The sequence below is a fragment of the Streptosporangium sp. NPDC000509 genome, assembly GCF_042898365.1.
In the GTDB taxonomy this organism is placed as follows: domain Bacteria; phylum Actinomycetota; class Actinomycetes; order Streptosporangiales; family Streptosporangiaceae; genus Streptosporangium.
The window spans coordinates 276,914-293,850 of sequence record NZ_JBIAYX010000011.1 but is presented as its reverse complement, the minus strand read 5'-3'; the positions used below and the strand labels follow the sequence as shown (position 1 = coordinate 293,850).

The following is a 16,937-nucleotide window of genomic DNA, read 5'->3' as shown; positions in this document are numbered from 1 at the left end:
GAGCCGTACGAGCCGCTCGTACGGCTCCGAGCGGGTGAAGGCAGGTCAGCGGCGCGGGTCCCAGCTCTTGGTGTCGATGTCCAGGCCGAGGCGGCGGGCGATGTCGTCCCACTTCACGTACTTGAAGTTGGTGTTCTCCCGCACCTCGCCCTCCGAGTCCGACGCTTCGGGGGTGTTGGTGCCGTCGTGCGTGACGAACAGGCCCTTGGGGAACCCGCGGCCGAGAGGCACGTTGATCACCATCGCCCCGTCGCTGCCCTGCACGCCGTCGATACGACCGCGCTCGCCGACCTGGAAGGAGCCGAGGTAGGCGTTCCTTCCGCCGCGGTCGTAGACGGCGAAGGTGTTGTCTCCCTGGCTGGAGGCGATCAGGTAACCCTCGCCGCCCTTGCCGTGGTAGACGGTCAGGCCCTCGGCGTCCGCGGTCAGGTTGCGACCGCCGTACCCCGGGTCGGCCCCGGGTACGCACTCGTCGGCGTCGGCGTCGTAGGTGGCGGGTACGCCGTACTCCCGGACGCGGTCGACCAGCACCGGTGAGCCGGTGAGATCACCGTTCATGCGCCAGATGCCGACGTCCTCCTGTGCCGCGTAGAGCGTTCCGGTCCCGGCGTCGACGACCATGCCCTCGATCTGCGGACCCACGCCCGGCTCGTCGCAGGGAGTCCAGCTCCGACCGTTCGGGAGGGTGAAGCGCGAGGGCAGGTCGATGGTTCTGATCTTCGTGTAGCCGACCTTGCCGCCCGGGGCGTCGGTGAGCTTCAGCAGCGCGAGCCGCGTCGTGTGCCGACGGCTGACCAGGACGTAGGTGCCCGAGTCCCGCTTCCAGGTCGCGAGGCCGTACACGGTCTCGGCCTCGTTCACCTCCGCCTGGGTCGTGTTGAAGACGAACGGCGCGGCGGGGTCGGTGACGTCGGTGAGCACCCGCCGGTCCCGGCCGGACTTCGCGGGGTCGATCCGGTAGACGCGCAGTTTGTCCGCGCCGCGGTCGGAGGCGACGAAGATGTCCGACCGTCCCGCCGCGGAGGCGTGACCGTAGACGACGTCCACGTTGTTCAACCGGCCCGGTTCGTCGTCGCGGCCGGGCGCGGCCGGCGCGGGCAGGTGCTGGAGCTGCCTGCCGTCCAGGTCGTAGACGTAGAGCCCGCCCTCCTTCGCGGTGGCGGCGATCACGCTCGCCGCCGGGGAGGTGGGGTGGACCCAGATCGCCGGGTCGTCACCGTTGGCGTTGCCTCCGGCCTCGTCGTCGAAGAGGGCCGGGGTCTCGACCCGGGGTTCGACGGTGGGCAGGTCCTTCGCCGTCGCCGGTAGGGCCACGGTGCCGAGCAGGCAGACCGTCAACGCTGTGGACGTCAGTGTGCTCAAGGGACGCATTGACTTCTCCTGGGAAAGGGGGGTGTCGCGACCTCGATCCTGTGCAGGGAAGCGGAACGAACGATGAACCGGACCGGAACTTCCGCTCAAATCAGGATGCCGTTCGCACTTGCTCACAAACTTCGATCCCAGCTTCAAACCCTCTCGGAGTGGGTCGAAAATACTCCCGCCCCGTGCGATGTGCCGGGTGACGGGATGACCGTCGCGCCCGTTGGGGGTTCAGTAGGAATGGAACGGTGAACCTGAGTTGCTGTCACATTTGTTGACACCTTGGGTTGGGGCAGGTCAGCCTTGCGGCGTGAACTCTGACGGTGTGGCCTTCCCGCGAGCTGATGTTGAGCGATTCTGCGCCGGGATCGGTGATCTGGCTCCGGCGCTACGGCTGCTGACCCATGAGGAGCAGTGGAACGAAAACGTACGCCAATAAATGATCTTCATGGTCAATCTGCATTGATGGCCCACCGCTCGGGTCCATGCGATGAGCCCCAAAGTAACTCTCAGTAATCGGGCAGGGGACCTTGAGGGGGCAGAGCTGCGGGCACGGACTCGGCCCAGCCTTGGGCCGGGGTCGAGCGCCGTTGTTATGCGGAGGTGACGTCGGTGTCGGCCAGGATGCGGTAGACACTGGCCACGGAGGGGTTGCTGCCCTTGTTCTTGCCGGTGGGGATGACAAGCTTGGCCGCGATGTCGGGTACCGCGACACCGCGTTTCCGTAGCGTGCGAGCGTAGGCGATCATGTCGTCGTCTAACACCTTTCGGGACGATGAAGTGGCCAGGTCAGAGCCAGTCGTGTTCGCGGGCGTAGCGGGCGGCGTCGTGGCGGGTCGCGGTTTGGGTTTTCTGCATAGCGTTGGAGAGGTAGTTGCGGACGGTGCCGTGCGCGAGGTGTAGTCGGCGTGCGATGTCGATGACGGCGTAGCCTTCGCTTGTTTCACGGAGCACATCGAGTTCGCGTTCGGTGAGTGGGCAGTCGTCGGTCATGGCGAGGGCGGCGATACGGGGGTCGATCCATCGTTGTCGTCTGGCGACGGTGTGGATGATCTCGGCGATGAACTCGGGGTCGGCTGCTTTGCTGAGGAAGCCGAGGACTCCGGCCTTCAGCGCTCTTCGTAGGACGCCGGGCCGGGCATGACGGGTGAGGAGGACGATGATCTGGTCCGGGTCGTTGTCGCGGATCTCTGCGACGGCGCGGAGCCCGTCCATGGTGGGCATGTCGAAGTCCATGACGACGACGTCGGGCCGGTGCTCCCGTGTCAGTCTGACCGCTTCGGCGCCGTCGGCGGCTTCCGCGATGACCGCGATGTTTCCGTTGAGCGGCAGAAGAGCGGCGAGGGCAGACCGGATGAGCTGTTCGTCGTCGGCGAGGAGGACGGTCACGGGCTGGGGGCTCATCGGTCGTACTCGCTCGTGGATGCGACCGGCGCCGGTACGGGGACCGTTGCCGTGGTGCGGAAGCTTCCGGATTCGCGGGCGAGGTCGAGCGTTCCCCCGCTCTCCTCCAGCCGACGGCGGAGGGTGCCCAGGCCGCCCAGCGGGGGCAGCGGGCCTGTACCGGCGCCGTCGTTGACGATCTCGATGCGGTGAGTGTCGATCGTGATCGTTGTGCGCGTGCTGTTCGAGTGGCGCAGGATGTTCGTCGTGGTCTCGCGCAGCGCCTGCGCGAGCAGGGCACTCTCGGCACCTCCCACCGGGTTGATCGTGGCGATCGTCACGGCGATTCCGGCGGCCTCGAGGAGGTTCTTGGCGTTCTCCGCCTCCGAGGCGACGTTGAGGCGGCGCTGCGCGTGGACGAGGTCCTGTGTGCGGGCGATGGTGTCGGCGATGAGACGCTGCACCTCGTCGAGTTCGCGCTTCGCTGCGACCGGGTCGGAGTCGGTGATCTGCTTGGCCAGGGCGGTCTTGAGTTTGATCACGTGGAGTGTGTGCCCTTGGATGTCGTGCAGGTCGCTCGCGAAGCGGATGCGCTCCCGCGCGACGGCGAGCTCGGCCTCGGTCTGTTTCGCGCGTTCCAGGGCGAGGAGGATGTCGGAGTAGCGTTCGACCAGGGCCATGACGATGCAGATGAACAGCGTCGTGCCGGCCGGTATGAGGAGGTAGTTCGCCGCGGTGAGAAGAGTGAACGGCCGCGTGATGAAGACCATGGCGCCGAGCGCCGCCGAGGCCGCGCAGAAGCCGAGTATGGCGATGAAGCGATGACGAGGCAACCGGGTCAGGATCATCGCGCCGGCCAGGGAGAGCGCGAACACGCCCAGCGGGCTGCCGCCGAGCGCCGCGCTGAACGCCCAGCTCGCGGCGGAGAGAACCACGACCAGGATGCTGCCGTTCGGGAAACCGTCGGGAGCCCACTGCCGGAGCAGAAGCAGCGGCGCGAGAAGACCTATGGCGAGGATTCCGTCCCACCACGAGGTGGAGGTCACGGCCACGGCCAGCATCCCGATGGGGACGACCGCGACCGTGATCGTGAGAATCGTCGCGTGCCGGATCCGCCGACGGGTACCGGAGCCCGTCAGCGGACGGCCCGCCTTCGCGAATGGTTCGATCCCCCCATTTTAGGCGGCGTTCTCGCGCTTCTTGATGAGCGATCCGAGCCCGGTGGCGCCGAGCGCAGCCAGCACCTCGATGCCGAGGACGAGGAACCCGATCCAGTCGTTCTGGATGATGAACGACTCCCAGTCGTCCGGCAGGAACCCGATGATGTCGGGGTTGCTCCGGCTGAGGAGCAGAATGAACGCACTGGGAATGCCGACGACGACGATCGCGATGAGAATACCTCTGAGCAGTTTCATGCCTCGAGCCTCTCCGGTGTTCGACACCGTCGGCAGTGACACTGTGTCACCTGTTCCGATGACATGACGGCAGTACCGTCCGACTGCACGCCCGTATGGGATGGATGGCATGCATAGCCAATCCAGTGCACCGCCCTCCACGGACTCTCCGGCGAGGACGTCCCCGTTCGCGCCTCGTCCGGTTCCGCCCGGAGTGGAGTATCAGCGCGTCCTCGCGGGCGACAGACGTCGCATCGGCCGGGGCGTCCTGGCGATCATCCTGCTCGTCGGCGGAATGTTCGGTCTCACGTTCGGAGCGGTCCAGGTCGCGTTCCGTATCGACGCCGCGCTGGGGCTGAGCGGGTATACCGCGAGCATCCATGTCGCAGCGATGCTCCCTATCGCCCTCCTGATTCCGTGGAGCATGCTGATCCAAAGATGGTTGTACGGAGTCCGGGCCGCCTCGTTGACCTCGGTACGGAGTGTCTTCCGCACCGCTGTCTTCGGTAAGGCGATGCTGGTCGTCCTCCCGCTGTGGGCGATCAACCTGGTCGTCTCCAACTTGGTGATGGGCAACACGACGACCACCTGGTCGACTGTCGGACTGGCCTCCGTCTTCCTCGTCACCCTCCTCTTGACGCCTCTGCAGGCTGCCGGAGAGGAGTACGGATTCCGCGGCCTCGTGTTCCGGGTCGCCGCGAGCTGGGCCAAGAGCCCGCGCGTAGCGCTGCTGCTCGGCGTCGCCGTATCCAGCGTCCTCTTTGCCGTGGTGCACTTCTCGACCGACCCCTGGGTGAACCTCTACTACCTCGTCTTCGCATCCACTCTCGCGATCATCACCTGGAGAAGCGGTGGACTCGAGATCGGCATCGTCATCCACGCGGTGAACAACACGATCGGCTTCCTCGTCCTGCTCGTCCTGCACGCGGACTTCACCGCGGCGAACGACCGGTCCGATGGCGTCGGATCAGCCATCATGCTCCTTCCCTGTGTATTGCACATCGCAATCACCGCATCGGTCTGGTGGCAGACCCGGAACTCCGGGCCCGCCCTCACCCCAGGTGAAGGACAGATCGTCGAGGCGGCGCGGGTCGTGTCGCGGAAACGTGCGGGAGACACCCGCGTGGAATAGAGACCGACTGCTGCAGGTTGCAGGGTGGCGACGACGGCCGGGGTGAGGAAGGTTCGGGATTGCCGGCATGGACGACGACTCCGGGCACACCCAGCGGAGTGACCCTGAGAGAGGTGGCAGAGCCCTCCCCGCTTCCGCACGAACTGCTGGTGCGTGTCGAGACGTTCGCTTCGAATTCCGGTGATCTTGCAGCCCTCCCCGGGGCTCCCGTAGGGTCGATACCTGGCTGGGACGGAGCGGGCCTCGTGCTCGAGGCCGCCGCCGACGACGGCGCAGGACCACACGTCGGCGATCGTGTGGTCTTCCTCGGGCTCGGCGCCCGCGGCTGGGCGCAACGCCGCGCAGTACCTCACGCAGCCACCGCCGCTGCCCCGTCCGACGCGGCATGGGAGCACCTTGCGACGCTCCCTGTCCCGGCACCAGCTCGCCCGTAAGATCTTCCACGGCCAAAAAGGCGAACTGCGCCAGCGCTACAAAGAAGGCCAGGAAGACCAGCTCGGCGCGCTCGGCTTCATGACCAACGTCTGCATCCTGTGGAACACCGTCTACACCGCCCGCGCCCTGGAAGAGATCCGCGCCGAGGGCCGGCAGATCGCCGCGGCCGACATCGCCCGCCTCAGCCCGCTCGGCTTCGACCACCTGAACTTCCTGGGTCGCTACAACTTCTCCCTGCCCGAGACCGTCCGCGATGGCCGCCTGCGGCCACTGCGAGCCGTCCGCCCCAGCTGAGACCCGCCCAACGGCTTACTCCTCGGCCGAACCCACAGTCGCCAGGATGCGCCGTACCTGCTCATGCGACACCCCGACCGCCCTGCCGATCCGCCGCAGCCCCCACCCCTCCGCCTGAGCGGCCGCCATCGCCGAGGCCATCGCCACCGACGTCACCTCATCGAGCATCACGCCCAGCTCAGCCAACAGCCGCAACCGCAGCGCCGGAGCCAGATCCTCGATCTCAGCGCAGAACCTCTCAACATCAGCTCGCAGGAAGGCCACACCATCAGAGTTCACGCCGCAAGGCTGACCTGCCCCAGCCCAAGGTGTCAACAAATGTGACACCAACCCAGGCTCACCGTTCCATTCCTACCGGACCCCCCGTCCGGCCACCGGAGACTCACAACGGCGACAGACGCGCGTTCCAGCCGTCCTCCGTCCCCGGACGACCCGCCGCCGTTCCCGCTAGGCCACCGCGCTCTGGCGGCGATACCGGCCGGGCGCCACGCCGAACTCCCGCTTGAAGGCGTTGCCGAAGGCGAACTCCGACCCGTACCCCACCCGCTCGGCCACCTCCGCCACCGACGCGTCGGAGTCACGTAGCATGCGGGCCGCGCTCATCAGCCGCCACCAGGTCAGGTACGCCAGCGGCGGCTGCCCGACCAGTCCCGTGAAGCGGCGGGCGAAGCCGGCGCGCGACAGGCCCGCGTGAGCGCCGAGGGACTCGACCGTCCAGCGGCGGGCGGGGTCGCGGTGGATGGCGTCGAGCGCGCGGCCGACGGCCGGGTCCGCCAGCGCGGCGGCCCAGCCGGACAGGGTGCAGGGCTCGTCCTGCGTCTCGAAGTAGGCCCGCAGGACGTACAACTGCAACATGTCGAGCAGGGACGACACGACGGTGTCCGTGCCCGGGCGGGGGTTGTCGATCTCGCCGGCCAGCAACTCGACGGCGGCCCGCAGCTCCGGATTGCTGCCGAGCGTCGAGGGCAGATGGATCACGCCGGGCAGCGAACCCAGGATCGGGTGGGTCCTGTCGAGGTCGAGCAGGTAACCGCAGGACAGAATGACCGTCTCGGCACCCGCCCCGCCGAACCCTGCCGAGGCGAACAGCTCGGAGTGCACGCCACAGTCGGACTCGACCAGCGGCCTCGCGGGATCGTCGGCCAACCCGAACGAGTCGCCGTGCGGCAGGAACACCAGGTCGCCCACGCTCAGCGGAACGGGCTCGCCCTCCTCGGGGAGCAGCCAGCAGGATCCGCGCAGCACCACCTGGAACCCCGCGGAACCGGGCGACGCGCGGAACGACACCCCCCAGGGCGCACGCCAGGAGACGCGGGCGGAGGTGGGGCGTCCACACCGGATGAAGGCCGCGACGTCGCTCAGCAGATCCACGCGGTCAGTCTACGTCCTGAGACGATGGCTTATAAATATTGGACAGCTGCGCATTCATTATCTCAGCCGGTCTCCCTACGGTGGTTTTCACAACCGAGCGAGGGAGCATTGACATGCTGAAGGTGGGCATCATCCTGGGCAGTACCCGCCCTGGCAGAAACGGCGAGGCGGTGGCGCACTGGGTCCGCGATCTGGCGGCCAAGCGGGGCGACGCCGAGTACGAACTCGTCGACCTGAAGGACTACGAACTGGGAAATCTGGACGAGCCCGAGCACCCCGCCACGGGCAACTACCAGCACGAGCACACCAAGCGCTGGTCGGCCAAGATCTCGTCCCTGGACGCTTTCGTGATCGTGACTCCCGAGTACAACAACTCGTTTCCCGGCGGGCTCAAGAACGCCCTCGACTTCCTGTACGCCGAATGGAGCAACAAGGCGGCCGGTTTCGTCGGCTACGGCGTGGACGGCGCGCCCCGGGCGATCGCGCACCTACGGCACGTGCTGGGCCTGCTCAGTGTGGCCACCGTGTCGAACCAGGTCGGGCTGTCGATCCACACCGACTTCGTGGACGGCTTCAATCCCGCCTCCGTCCACGAGGACCGGCTGAACGTCGTCCTCGACCAGGTCCTCGCCTGGGGCTCCGCCCTGCGCCCGCTGAGAGGATGAACCGGGACGTCGCCGTCCACGTCTCTCCCGGCTCAGCGGGCCCGCTCAGCCGGCGGAGGTGAGCAGCGGCAGTCTGCGTACGCCGGTCATGTTAGGGCTGGGGATGAACTGCGGCGGCTCGTCCGGGTCGGTGCGCAGGTGCGGGAAGCGGTCGAGCAGGATGTCGAGCGCGACGCGGCCCTCCAGGCGGGCCAGCGGGGCGCCGAGACAGAAGTGGATGCCCCTGCCGAAACCGAGATGGGGGTTGGGATCGCGGGTCGGGTCGAAGACGTCGGGGTCGGCGAACTGTCTGGGGTCGCGGTTCGCCGCCGCGATCCACACCATGAGCAGCTGGTCGGCGGGCACCCGCTGTCCGCCGATCTCGACGTCGACGTTGGTGACGCGGCCGAGGGCCGCGAACGGGCTGAAGAAGCGCAGGGACTCCTCGATCACGGCGGGGATCGTCGAGCGGTCCGCACGGGCACGGGCGAACCGCTCGGGCTGTTCGTCCAGGCAGAGCACCGTGTTGCCCAGCAGCATGGTGGTGGTGATGTGCCCGGCTAACAGCAGGATGTTGGCGAAGTTCACCACCTCGGCCTGGCTGAGCCGCTCACCGTCCACCTCGGCCTCGACGAGCTGGGTGAGCAGGTCGGCGCGCGGGTGGCGCCTGCGCTCGGTGGCGTGTTCGCCGAGGTAGTCGGTGAGGTGCTTCATCTGCTCCATCGCGACCGCGAGGTTGCGCTCCTGCTCCTCGCTGCGGTTGACCAGGGAGAACCGCTGGGAGTTCTCGAAGATTCTGTCGACCCACTGCTTGAACACGTAGCGGTCGGAGCTGGGCACCCCGAGCAGTTCCGCGATGACGATGACCGGCAGCGGGTAGGCGAGGTCGGCCACCAGCTCCAGCCGGTCCTGCTCGGCCACCGCGTCGAGCAGCTCATTGGTGAGCGCGGCGATGCGCGGTTCGAGGTCGGCGACGATCTTGGGGGTGAAGGCGTGGCTGACGAGCTTGCGAAGCTTGCCGTGCATGGGCGGGTCCAGCTGCGTCAGGCTGCGCTCGGCGGGCCTGGCGATCTCGGGCACCATGCGGCTGGTGTCGGAGGAGAACGTCTTCGGGTCGCCGAGAATCCGCAGCGCCTCGGGGTAGCCGTAGACGTTCCACATCCCGGTGTCGGCGTCGAAGCTCACCGGCTGGTCGGGCCGCTTTCCGCGTAGCCAGAAGTGCCCCTCGTGCAGGCCCCATGTGTCGGCGATGGTGGTCATGGCGTGCCTTTCCGCTCAGGACGGGTCCGGGATCAGCCGGGCTCGTGCGTTCTCTCGTACGCGTGGAACCAGGTGCGGTGGATCGGACCGACGCGCTTACCTTCCGGTGCTCGAAGGTCGGTCTTCGAAAATCTCACGGGAAGACACTCAGGGGAGGATTTCCAGCCGGATATCAGGGATGTCGTAGTACAGATATGGCGCTGAAGTGATGATGCGCCGGCCTCCGCGCGCTCCGGCCAGGATCACCGGGTCACACTCCGGCGCCCAAGACGCGGGATCACGCCAAGAGCGTCATGTTCACCGTGAGGAGTTTCACGGGAGTACGGGGACCGACTCGACGAGGGTGACAAGGCCGCGTTCGTCGAGGAGGTCGACGGGGCGGACCGTCTCGTTGAGCAGGACGTAGTGAAAGGCCGCCCCCACCTGGTCCAGCGGGACGGCGGCCAGGTGGGACCAGGCCAGCCGGTAGGCGGCGAGCTGCACGGAGGCGGCGGCCTCGGCCTTCCTCCCGTTCGGGCGGCGGCCGGTCTTCCAGTCGACGACCTCGTAGCGGCCTTCCGAGACCTGGAAGACCGCGTCCATCCGGCCCCTGACCACCCGGTCGGCGATCACGGTCTCGAAGGGGACCTCGACGTCGAGCGGCTCCCTGCCCGCCCACTCGCTCTCCTCGAAGCGTTCGCGCAGCTGGTCGAGGTGGGCGTCGGTCTCCTCGAAGTCGTCGGACGCGCCGGGCAACTCGAACTCGTCCATCAGCCGCTGCTGCCCCCAGCGCCCCTCAAGCCAGCGGTGGAAGGAGGTGCCCCGTCGAGCCAGCGGCGCCGGTTTCTTCGGCACCGGGCGGCGGATCTGCCTGGCGAGCGCCTTGGGGTCGGAGGCGAGGGTGACGAGGGAGGAGACGGTGAGGTGGGTCGGCAGCTCCACCCGGCCCCTGCCGCGCCGCCGCTTCAGCTCCTGTTCCCTGAGCAGGAGCTCGATGTCGCGTTCCCACGCCTTCGCCCGTTCCCTGTCCCACCCTCGCAGCTCTGCCGCGGGAGCCGGACGCCGCTCGGACGGCTCACCGGGCTCGGCCTCGAACCCGGCCCAGGGTCCGGAGTCGGCTGCGGGTTCCGCAGTCGCCGTCCCCGGCTCGGACACCGCACTCGCCCCGGAGACCGGCTCGGACACCGCTTCCGCCCCGGACGCCGCCCCCGACTCGGGTACGGCTCCCGAGCCGGTCGATTCGTCCCGCTGGGCGGGGGATGCTCCAAGGTCGGCATCGGCAGGGAACGGCGCCTCAGGGTCCTCGGGGAAGGACTCGTCCCACGGGTCCTCGGGGAAGGGCACGTCCGTCTCGTCCGGGAAGACCCCTCCTTGTGAGGCCTCGGACAGCGGGGCCTCGGGAAAGGGAACGTCCTCGTACGCGGGCGCGGAAACACCCGCGGTCGCGGGAGCGGAGGCGGCCCCGCCCGCGAGGGCCGCGAGGGCGGCCTCCACCATGGTGGCGCCGTCGAGAACGGCGGCGTAGCGGGCGTCGTCCGGCTCGATCGGCCACCGGGCCTCGGCGGGCTCGTCGAGGAGCGGGTTGGTGGCGCCCTCCTCCATCTCCGGCGCCCAGGAGACCACTCTGCCGCAGGTCTCGCGGATCTCCAGCAGGAAGTCCGAAGGGTCCAGCGGCCTGGCCGCGGTGCCCCAGCGGTAGCCGGAGGCGATCAGCAGGTAGTGGGCGCGGGTGACGGCGACGTACGCCAGGCGGCGCTCCTCGAGCAGGTCGCGTTCGCGGCAGCGCTCGTCGAAGTCGGCCAGCTCCTCCTTCGCGAGCCCGGCGAGTCCCGGCAGGTCGGAGGCGTCCCCGCGCAGCTGATAGGGCAGCTTGCGCGGGTTCTCCGTCCACCTCGTGCTGGTCGTGGAGCGGGCGGGGAACACGGTGCCGACGGTGAGCGTCCCGGTCTTCGACAGCGCCTGGGAGAGACCGGGCACCACCACGACCGGCCATTCCAGGCCCTTGGAGGCGTGGACCGTCATCAGCTTCACGCTGTTGCTCTCGCCCACCCGCCCGGCGTCCAGGCCGTTCTCCTCCTCGTCGGCCGCCTTCAGGAACGCCAGGAACGCGCCCAGCGTGGGGTCCTCGGAGTCTCCGGCGAACCGGGCGGCGGCGTCCAGGAAGGCGTCGAGGTCGGCGCGGGCGGCGAAGGGACCGACGGCCGTCCCCCTCGCCGCCACCTCGATGTCCAGGCCGAGGGTGCGCTCGATCTCCAGGATCAGGTCGGGCAGCGGCTGGCCGGTGTGGGCGCGCAGGACGCGCAACTCCTGGGCCATCGCGACCAGTCTCACCGCGGCCAGGGGAGAGAACAGTTCCTGCCACTCGGGGCGGTCGGGCAGCTCGTCGAGGGCGTCGACCAGGCTGCCGCGCTCCTCGGCCATGTCGGCCACGACCTGGTCCAGCGGGTCGGCCACCGGTGAGGAGCCCTCGCGGGTCTCCCGGTTCAGCTCGCGGGCCCGCTCGCCGAGCTCCTTGAGGTCGGCGGGTCCGATCCGCCAGCGAGGGCCGGACAGCAGCCGCACCAGGGCGTCCCCCGCGCTCGGGTCGTAGATCACGCGCAGGGTGGAGACGATGTCGGCGATCTCCGGCACGAGCAGCAGCCCGCCCAGGCCGACGACCTCGACCGGGATGCCGCGCTCCTCCAGGGCCTTGCGGAGCGCGGGGAACTGCGAGCGTTTGCGCGCCAGGATCGCCACGTCGTGCGGCTGGAGCGCCTGCGGCCCGCCCCACATGCTCTGCTTCGCCTTCTTACGCTCGCCTTCGCCCCACGGCATGCCGTCGGGCGCGCTCTCGACGCCCAGCACCTTCGCGACCTCCAGGGCGACCCAGCGCGCCTCGTCGTCCGCGGTCTCGTGGAAGGCGCACATCACCCGGCCGCGCTCGACCCGGTTCTTACCGGGCACCAGGACCGGCACCTCCCTCGCCTCCATCCGGAGCGGCAACTGGATCCGGGCGGCGACGTCGAGCACGGCGTCGCCGTTGCGGAAGCTGACCGAGAGGCGGTTGACGGGCGCGAGTTCCCCCGAGGCGGTCCTGAAGTCGCGCGGGAACCGGGTGAGGTTGCCCGCCGAGGCGCCGCGCCAGCCGTAGATGGACTGGCAGGGGTCGCCCACCGCCGTCACCGGGTGGCCGCCGCCGAACAGGGCACGCAGCAGGACGAGCTGGGCGTGACTGGTGTCCTGGTACTCGTCGAGCAGGACCACGGCGAACCGCCCGCGCTCGATCACGCCGACGTCGGCGTGCCGGTCGGCGATCCTGGCGGCCAGCGCCATCTGGTCGCCGTGGTCGACCACCTCCCGGCCGCGCTTGAGGCGGTTGTACGCCTCGACGAGCGGCAGCAGCTGCTCCCTGGCCCGCTGGGTGAGCAGCGGTCTGCGCTGGTCCTTGGTCGGGGTGCCGGGCAGCGCGGCGAGCCGCTGGGCGAGCTTGGTGCCGATGTCGCGTACGTCCTGCGGGGTGCGCAGGTGTTCGGCGAGCTCACCGGCGAGTTCGAGCACCGCCCGGGTGACGGTCGCCGGGCTCCACTCGACCTGCTCCATCGGTCCGTCGTACGAGCTCACCACCCGGCTGGCGAGCTGCCAGGAGACGGCTGGGGAGACCAGGCGCATCGTCGGCTCCAGCGCCTCGCGCAGGGCGTGCTCGGTGACCAGGCGGGCCGCGTAGGCGTGGTACGTCGAGATGGTCGGCTCGCCCTCCAGCAGTTCCGCCGGCACCTGCCCGACCTCGACGAGACCGTTGAGCCGCTCGCGCACCCGCGCGGCCAGCTCGGCGGCGGCCTTCCTGGTGAAGGTGAGGCCGAGCACCTGCTCGGGGCGGAGCAGCCCGTTGGCGACCAGCCAGACGACGCGCCCGGCCATGGTCTCGCTCTTGCCGGATCCGGCCCCGGCCATCACGACCATCGGTTCGAGGCCGGCCTCGATCACGGCGGCCTGTTCGGGGGTCGGCGGCAGGATGCCCAGCTTGGCGGCGAGCTGGACCGGGCTCAGCACACCTGGTCTCCGTTCTTGCTGACCGGGCAGCTCGACCGTACGGCGCAGGTGCGGCAGCCGTCGTTCACCTTGGCCTGGAAGAACGGCCCCGACATGCCGACGGCGACGGTGCCGACCATGTCCTTGGCCCAGTTCGGGTCGGGGTCGTCCCCGAGGGGAGGCTGCGACTGCTCCTTGGCGGCCTTCTTGCCCGCCGCGTCGCCCACCTGGACCAGTGCCGCGCCGCCCGGCTCGGTCAGGCCGTGCCGCTGGAAGGCGCCGAGCAGCGCGGCGAGCTGGTAGACGCCGAGCTGGGGGTGGCGTTCGAGCTCGCCGTCCTTGGCGCCGGTCTTACCGGTCTTGATGTCGATGATCACGGCCCGGCCCTCGCCGTCGCGCTCGACCCGGTCGACCCGGCCCTTGATCTGCACGCCCTCGGAGACCATCGCCGTGAACGCCTCCTCCAGGCCGACCAGTTCCCTGGGGTTCTCCTCGTGCCAGCGGACGAACTTGGAGATCATCTCCTCGGCGACCGCGCGTTGCTTGCGGTTGTACCAGACGCCGCCGAAGTCGAGCTCGTGCCAGACGTCGTCCAGGCGCTTGCCGAGCGTCTCCTCGGTGGGCATGCCCGTCGCGGCGAGGACGGCGAGCGCGTGCACGACCGTACCCAGGCCGCGGGCCACGTCGGTGCCGCCCGCACCCACGGAGGTCTCCAGCAGCCAGCGCAGGCCGCACTTGCTGAAGCTCTCCACCGCCGAGGGCGAGACGCGCACGATGTCGTCGGGCCAGCTGAGCGGGCGGTCGTCGGAGATGGGGGTGAGGGCGTACCACTCGTTGGGGTGGGCGCCGGGCACCCCCGAGGCGGCGAGCCTCGCCAGGTGCTCGGCCGCGGACCTGCGCAGCGGCTCGGGCCTGGTGGAGTCGGCGACCGCCGAACGCAGGTCGGCCACGAGCGCGGGCATGCTGAGCCAGCGGGAACGCTCGTCGACGCCCGCGTCCTCGGTCGAACCGGGGACGAGTTCGGTGAGGAAGCGGGAGGGCCGCTCCTCGGTGTCGTCGCCGCCCACGGCGGTGACGATGAGCCTCTTCCTCGCCCTGGTCGCGGCCACGTAGAACAGGCGGCGCTCCTCGGCCAGCAGCTGGGAGGCGAGGGCGGCGGAGACGGCCGCGGGGTTCTCGTGCTCGGAGCCCTCGGCTCTGGCGACCATGTCGTCGGTGCTCAGGATGGACCCGCGCAGCCGCAGGTCGGGCCAGGCGCCCTCCTGGACCCCCGCGACGACCACCACGTCCCACTCCAGGCCCTTGGAGCGGTGCGCGGTGAGGATGCGGACCGTGTCGCCGTCGGGGGCGCGCTCGGCGAGCGAGTCACCGGGGATCTCCTGGGCGACCAGGTCCTCGACGAACACGTCCACCCCGGCGTGCGGGAGCCGGTCGACGAACCTGGCCGTGTGGTCGAACAGCGCCACGACGGCGTCGAGGTCGCGGTCGGCCATGAGGCCCCGCACGCCGCCCCTGAGGCTGACGTCGGTCCACTTCCTGGCCAGTCCGGTGGCCTGCCAGACGGCCCACAGCACGTCCTCGGCGGTGCCGCCCTTCCTCACCGCCTCGGTGGCGGCGGAGATGAGACCGGCGAGCCGTTCGGCGGGCTGCGCGATGTGCGGCTCCACCCTCACCAGCTCCCGCGCGTCCTTCAGCGCCGCGACCATCAGCTCGCCGGACGAACGCGGACCGTGGGTCTCGCGGGCCGCCACCTCGTCCGCGTCGTACGCGCCGACGCGGGCCGGCGCCTCGTCCACACCGTGTTCGCCGAGGCCGGTCTCCGGCTCGTCCGTGACGTCACCGACGCGGGTCGGCGCCTCGTCCGCGCCATGGTCGCCGAGGCGGGCCGGCGCCTTGTCCGCATCGTGCTCGCCGGAACCGGCCGGCGTCTCACCTACGTCGCGCTCTTCGGGACCGACCGGCGTCTCACCCTCGTCGTGCCCGCCAGGGCCGGCCGACCTCTCGTCCACGTCGCGCTCTCCGGAACCGGCCGACCTCTCGTCCACGGTGTGCTCGCCGGGATCGGCCCGCGTCTCGTCCACGGTGTGCTCGCCGATGCCGGTGAGCGCCTCGTTCTCGGCGATCCGCAGCGCGCGGCGCAGGCGGCGCACCCCGATCATGTCGGTGCCGCCGAGTGCCCCGGTCAGCAGCTCCTCGGCCACCCCCTCGTCCAGGGTCTCCGGGTGCAGTGCCACCTGGATGAGCCTGATCAGCGGCCGTACGCCCGGCTCCTGGAACAGCGGCACCTCGCCGCCGCCGACCACCACGGGCACCCCGGCGCTGACCAGCGCCCGGCGCAGCAGCGGCACCTGACGGGTCGCCGAGCGCACCAGCACGGCCATCCGTGACCAGGGGACACCGTCGAGCAGGTGCGCCCTGCGGAGGGTGTCGGCCACGATCGCCGCCTCCTGAGGTCCCCCGTCGGCCACCAGCACCCGTACGTCGCCGGGTTCGGCGTCCGGCAGGGCCCGCAGGTCGCGGTGGGCGGCGGCGCCGGGGGGAGCGGGCAGGCGGGCGGTGACGCGGCGGGTCGCCCTCAGGAGTTCGCGACCGCTGCGGCGGCAGACGCGCAGCGCGATGACGGGGGCCTTCGCGCCGTTCGCGTCGCGGAACCTGTCGGGGAAGTTCATGATCCCGCGGACGTCGGCGCCACGGAAGCCGTAGATCGACTGGTCGGGGTCGCCGACCGCGATCAGGTCGCGGCCCTCCCCCGCCAGCTGCCGCAGCAGGAACTCCTGTGCGGGGTCGGTGTCCTGGTACTCGTCGACGAAGACGGCGTCGTACGCCGACCGTTCGCGAGCGCGCACCTCGGGGTCGGAGAGCAGCGCGCCCGCCGCGCGGATCAGCTCCGCGTAGTCGAGCACCGGTTCCAGGTCGAGGTCGAACCTGGCCTGGTAGCGGTCGGCGAACCCTCCCGCGGCCACCCAGTCGGCGCGGCCGTGGCGGCGGCCCAGCTCTCTCAGCTCGGGTCCGTCGAGACCGCGCTCGGCGGCGCGGGCGAGGAAGTCGCGGAGCTCTTGGGCGAAGCCGCGCGTCTTGAGCGCCTCGTGCATGTCGTGGGGCCAGTGCGTGGCGCCGTCCTCCAGCTCGCCGTGGAGCAGGCGGCGGATCTCCAGGAGCTGCTCGGGGCCGGTGAGCAGGCGCGGTGGCAGCCCTCCGGCGAGCACGGCCTCGCGGCGCAGCAGCGCGTAGGCGTAGCTGTGGAAGGTGAGGGCGAGGGGGGTGCGGGTGGTGCGGCGCATCCGGGAGGTGATGCGCTCGCGCAGCTCTTCGGCGGCCTTTCGGCTGAAGGTGAGGACGAGCACCCGCTCAGGGTCGACGCCCCGGCGCTCGATCCTGTCGACGACGGTCTCGACGATCGTGGTGGTCTTGCCGGTGCCTGGCCCCGCGAGCACGAGGAGCGGGCCGCTCTCATGGGCCACCACCGCCCGCTGGTGCTCGTCGAGCACAGGGGCAACAGCCCTCCCCGCGCCCTCACGACGTATCAGCCGCCAGTCCTGACCACTCACAACTCGCCATTCCACCAGATCCCGGACGATGATCGTGCCGAGTCGGTGGGTACGGCATGGCGGATTCTTCACCGGATGGGGCGGGCCACGGGCGGTTTTCCGGGAATCCGGCGGGCGGAGCACCGCGCGG

Annotated in this window: 13 protein-coding genes and 1 pseudogene; 4 read left to right on the top strand and 10 right to left on the bottom strand. The window is 70.0% G+C overall.

What is annotated here, in order from left to right:
• Positions 1–45: 45 nt before the first annotated feature.
• The 5 genes from ACFY3D_RS22030 to ACFY3D_RS22010 all read right to left on the bottom strand — a co-directional run bounded on the left by ACFY3D_RS22030 (position 46) and on the right by ACFY3D_RS22010 (position 4,157).
• Entirely contained in the window at positions 46–1,371 is a 1,326-nt protein-coding gene (locus ACFY3D_RS22030) for a phytase (RefSeq protein WP_389981815.1), read from the bottom strand.
• 581 nt (positions 1,372–1,952) lie between these two features.
• The gene (locus ACFY3D_RS22025) at positions 1,953–2,108 is read right to left on the bottom strand and encodes a hypothetical protein (RefSeq protein ID WP_358070061.1); all 156 of its coding nucleotides are present in this window, start codon (positions 2,106–2,108) and stop codon (positions 1,953–1,955) included.
• Between the two features lie 40 nt (positions 2,109–2,148).
• Positions 2,149–2,763, bottom strand: coding sequence for a response regulator (locus tag ACFY3D_RS22020; RefSeq protein WP_389981812.1), 615 nt, complete (start codon positions 2,761–2,763; stop codon positions 2,149–2,151).
• The gene (locus ACFY3D_RS22015) at positions 2,760–3,788 is read right to left on the bottom strand and encodes a sensor histidine kinase (protein ID WP_389981810.1); all 1,029 of its coding nucleotides are present in this window, start codon (positions 3,786–3,788) and stop codon (positions 2,760–2,762) included. Before ACFY3D_RS22015 ends, ACFY3D_RS22020 begins: the two co-directional genes overlap by 4 nt.
• Before the next feature lie 132 nt (positions 3,789–3,920).
• Positions 3,921–4,157, bottom strand: a complete 237-nt coding sequence (locus tag ACFY3D_RS22010; RefSeq protein ID WP_355613517.1) for a hypothetical protein — start codon at positions 4,155–4,157, stop codon at positions 3,921–3,923.
• Positions 4,158–4,431: 274 nt separating this feature from the next.
• On the opposite strand from ACFY3D_RS22010, the gene ACFY3D_RS22005 reads away from it, so the two are divergent.
• The 3 genes and pseudogenes from ACFY3D_RS22005 to ACFY3D_RS21995 all read left to right on the top strand — a co-directional run.
• Complete coding sequence (locus ACFY3D_RS22005; RefSeq protein WP_389981807.1) at positions 4,432–5,268, top strand: CPBP family intramembrane glutamic endopeptidase; 837 nt, start codon at positions 4,432–4,434, stop codon at positions 5,266–5,268.
• A gap of 98 nt (positions 5,269–5,366) precedes the next feature.
• Positions 5,367–5,702, top strand: coding sequence for an alcohol dehydrogenase catalytic domain-containing protein (locus ACFY3D_RS22000; RefSeq protein WP_389981806.1), 336 nt, complete (start codon positions 5,367–5,369; stop codon positions 5,700–5,702).
• Positions 5,683–5,997: pseudogene (locus ACFY3D_RS21995) on the top strand (Tn3 family transposase); the annotation flags it as partial. The gene ACFY3D_RS22000 and the pseudogene ACFY3D_RS21995, both read left to right, overlap by 20 nt.
• Positions 5,998–6,012: 15 nt before the next feature.
• Here ACFY3D_RS21995 and ACFY3D_RS21990 read toward each other — a convergent pair.
• Both ACFY3D_RS21990 and ACFY3D_RS21985 read right to left on the bottom strand, forming a co-directional pair.
• Entirely contained in the window at positions 6,013–6,276 is a 264-nt protein-coding gene (locus tag ACFY3D_RS21990) for a hypothetical protein (RefSeq protein ID WP_389981804.1), read from the bottom strand.
• A 168-nt stretch (positions 6,277–6,444) separates the two neighbouring features.
• Positions 6,445–7,368, bottom strand: a complete 924-nt coding sequence (locus tag ACFY3D_RS21985) for an AraC family transcriptional regulator (RefSeq protein ID WP_389981802.1) — start codon at positions 7,366–7,368, stop codon at positions 6,445–6,447.
• A gap of 113 nt (positions 7,369–7,481) precedes the next feature.
• Here ACFY3D_RS21985 and ACFY3D_RS21980 point away from each other — a divergent pair, with 113 nt between their 5' ends.
• The gene (locus tag ACFY3D_RS21980) at positions 7,482–8,033 is read left to right on the top strand and encodes an NADPH-dependent FMN reductase (RefSeq protein ID WP_389981800.1); all 552 of its coding nucleotides are present in this window, start codon (positions 7,482–7,484) and stop codon (positions 8,031–8,033) included.
• Positions 8,034–8,078: 45 nt separating this feature from the next.
• Here ACFY3D_RS21980 and ACFY3D_RS21975 read toward each other — a convergent pair whose 3' ends face one another.
• From ACFY3D_RS21975 to ACFY3D_RS21965, 3 genes are all read right to left on the bottom strand, one after another.
• Entirely contained in the window at positions 8,079–9,272 is a 1,194-nt protein-coding gene (locus tag ACFY3D_RS21975; protein WP_389981798.1) for a cytochrome P450, read from the bottom strand.
• Between the two features lie 312 nt (positions 9,273–9,584).
• Complete coding sequence (locus ACFY3D_RS21970; protein WP_389981796.1) at positions 9,585–13,280, bottom strand: UvrD-helicase domain-containing protein; 3,696 nt, start codon at positions 13,278–13,280, stop codon at positions 9,585–9,587.
• The gene (locus ACFY3D_RS21965) at positions 13,274–16,747 is read right to left on the bottom strand and encodes a UvrD-helicase domain-containing protein (protein ID WP_389981794.1); all 3,474 of its coding nucleotides are present in this window, start codon (positions 16,745–16,747) and stop codon (positions 13,274–13,276) included. The genes ACFY3D_RS21970 and ACFY3D_RS21965 overlap by 7 nt, the downstream gene beginning before the upstream one ends.
• Positions 16,748–16,937 lie beyond the last annotated feature (190 nt).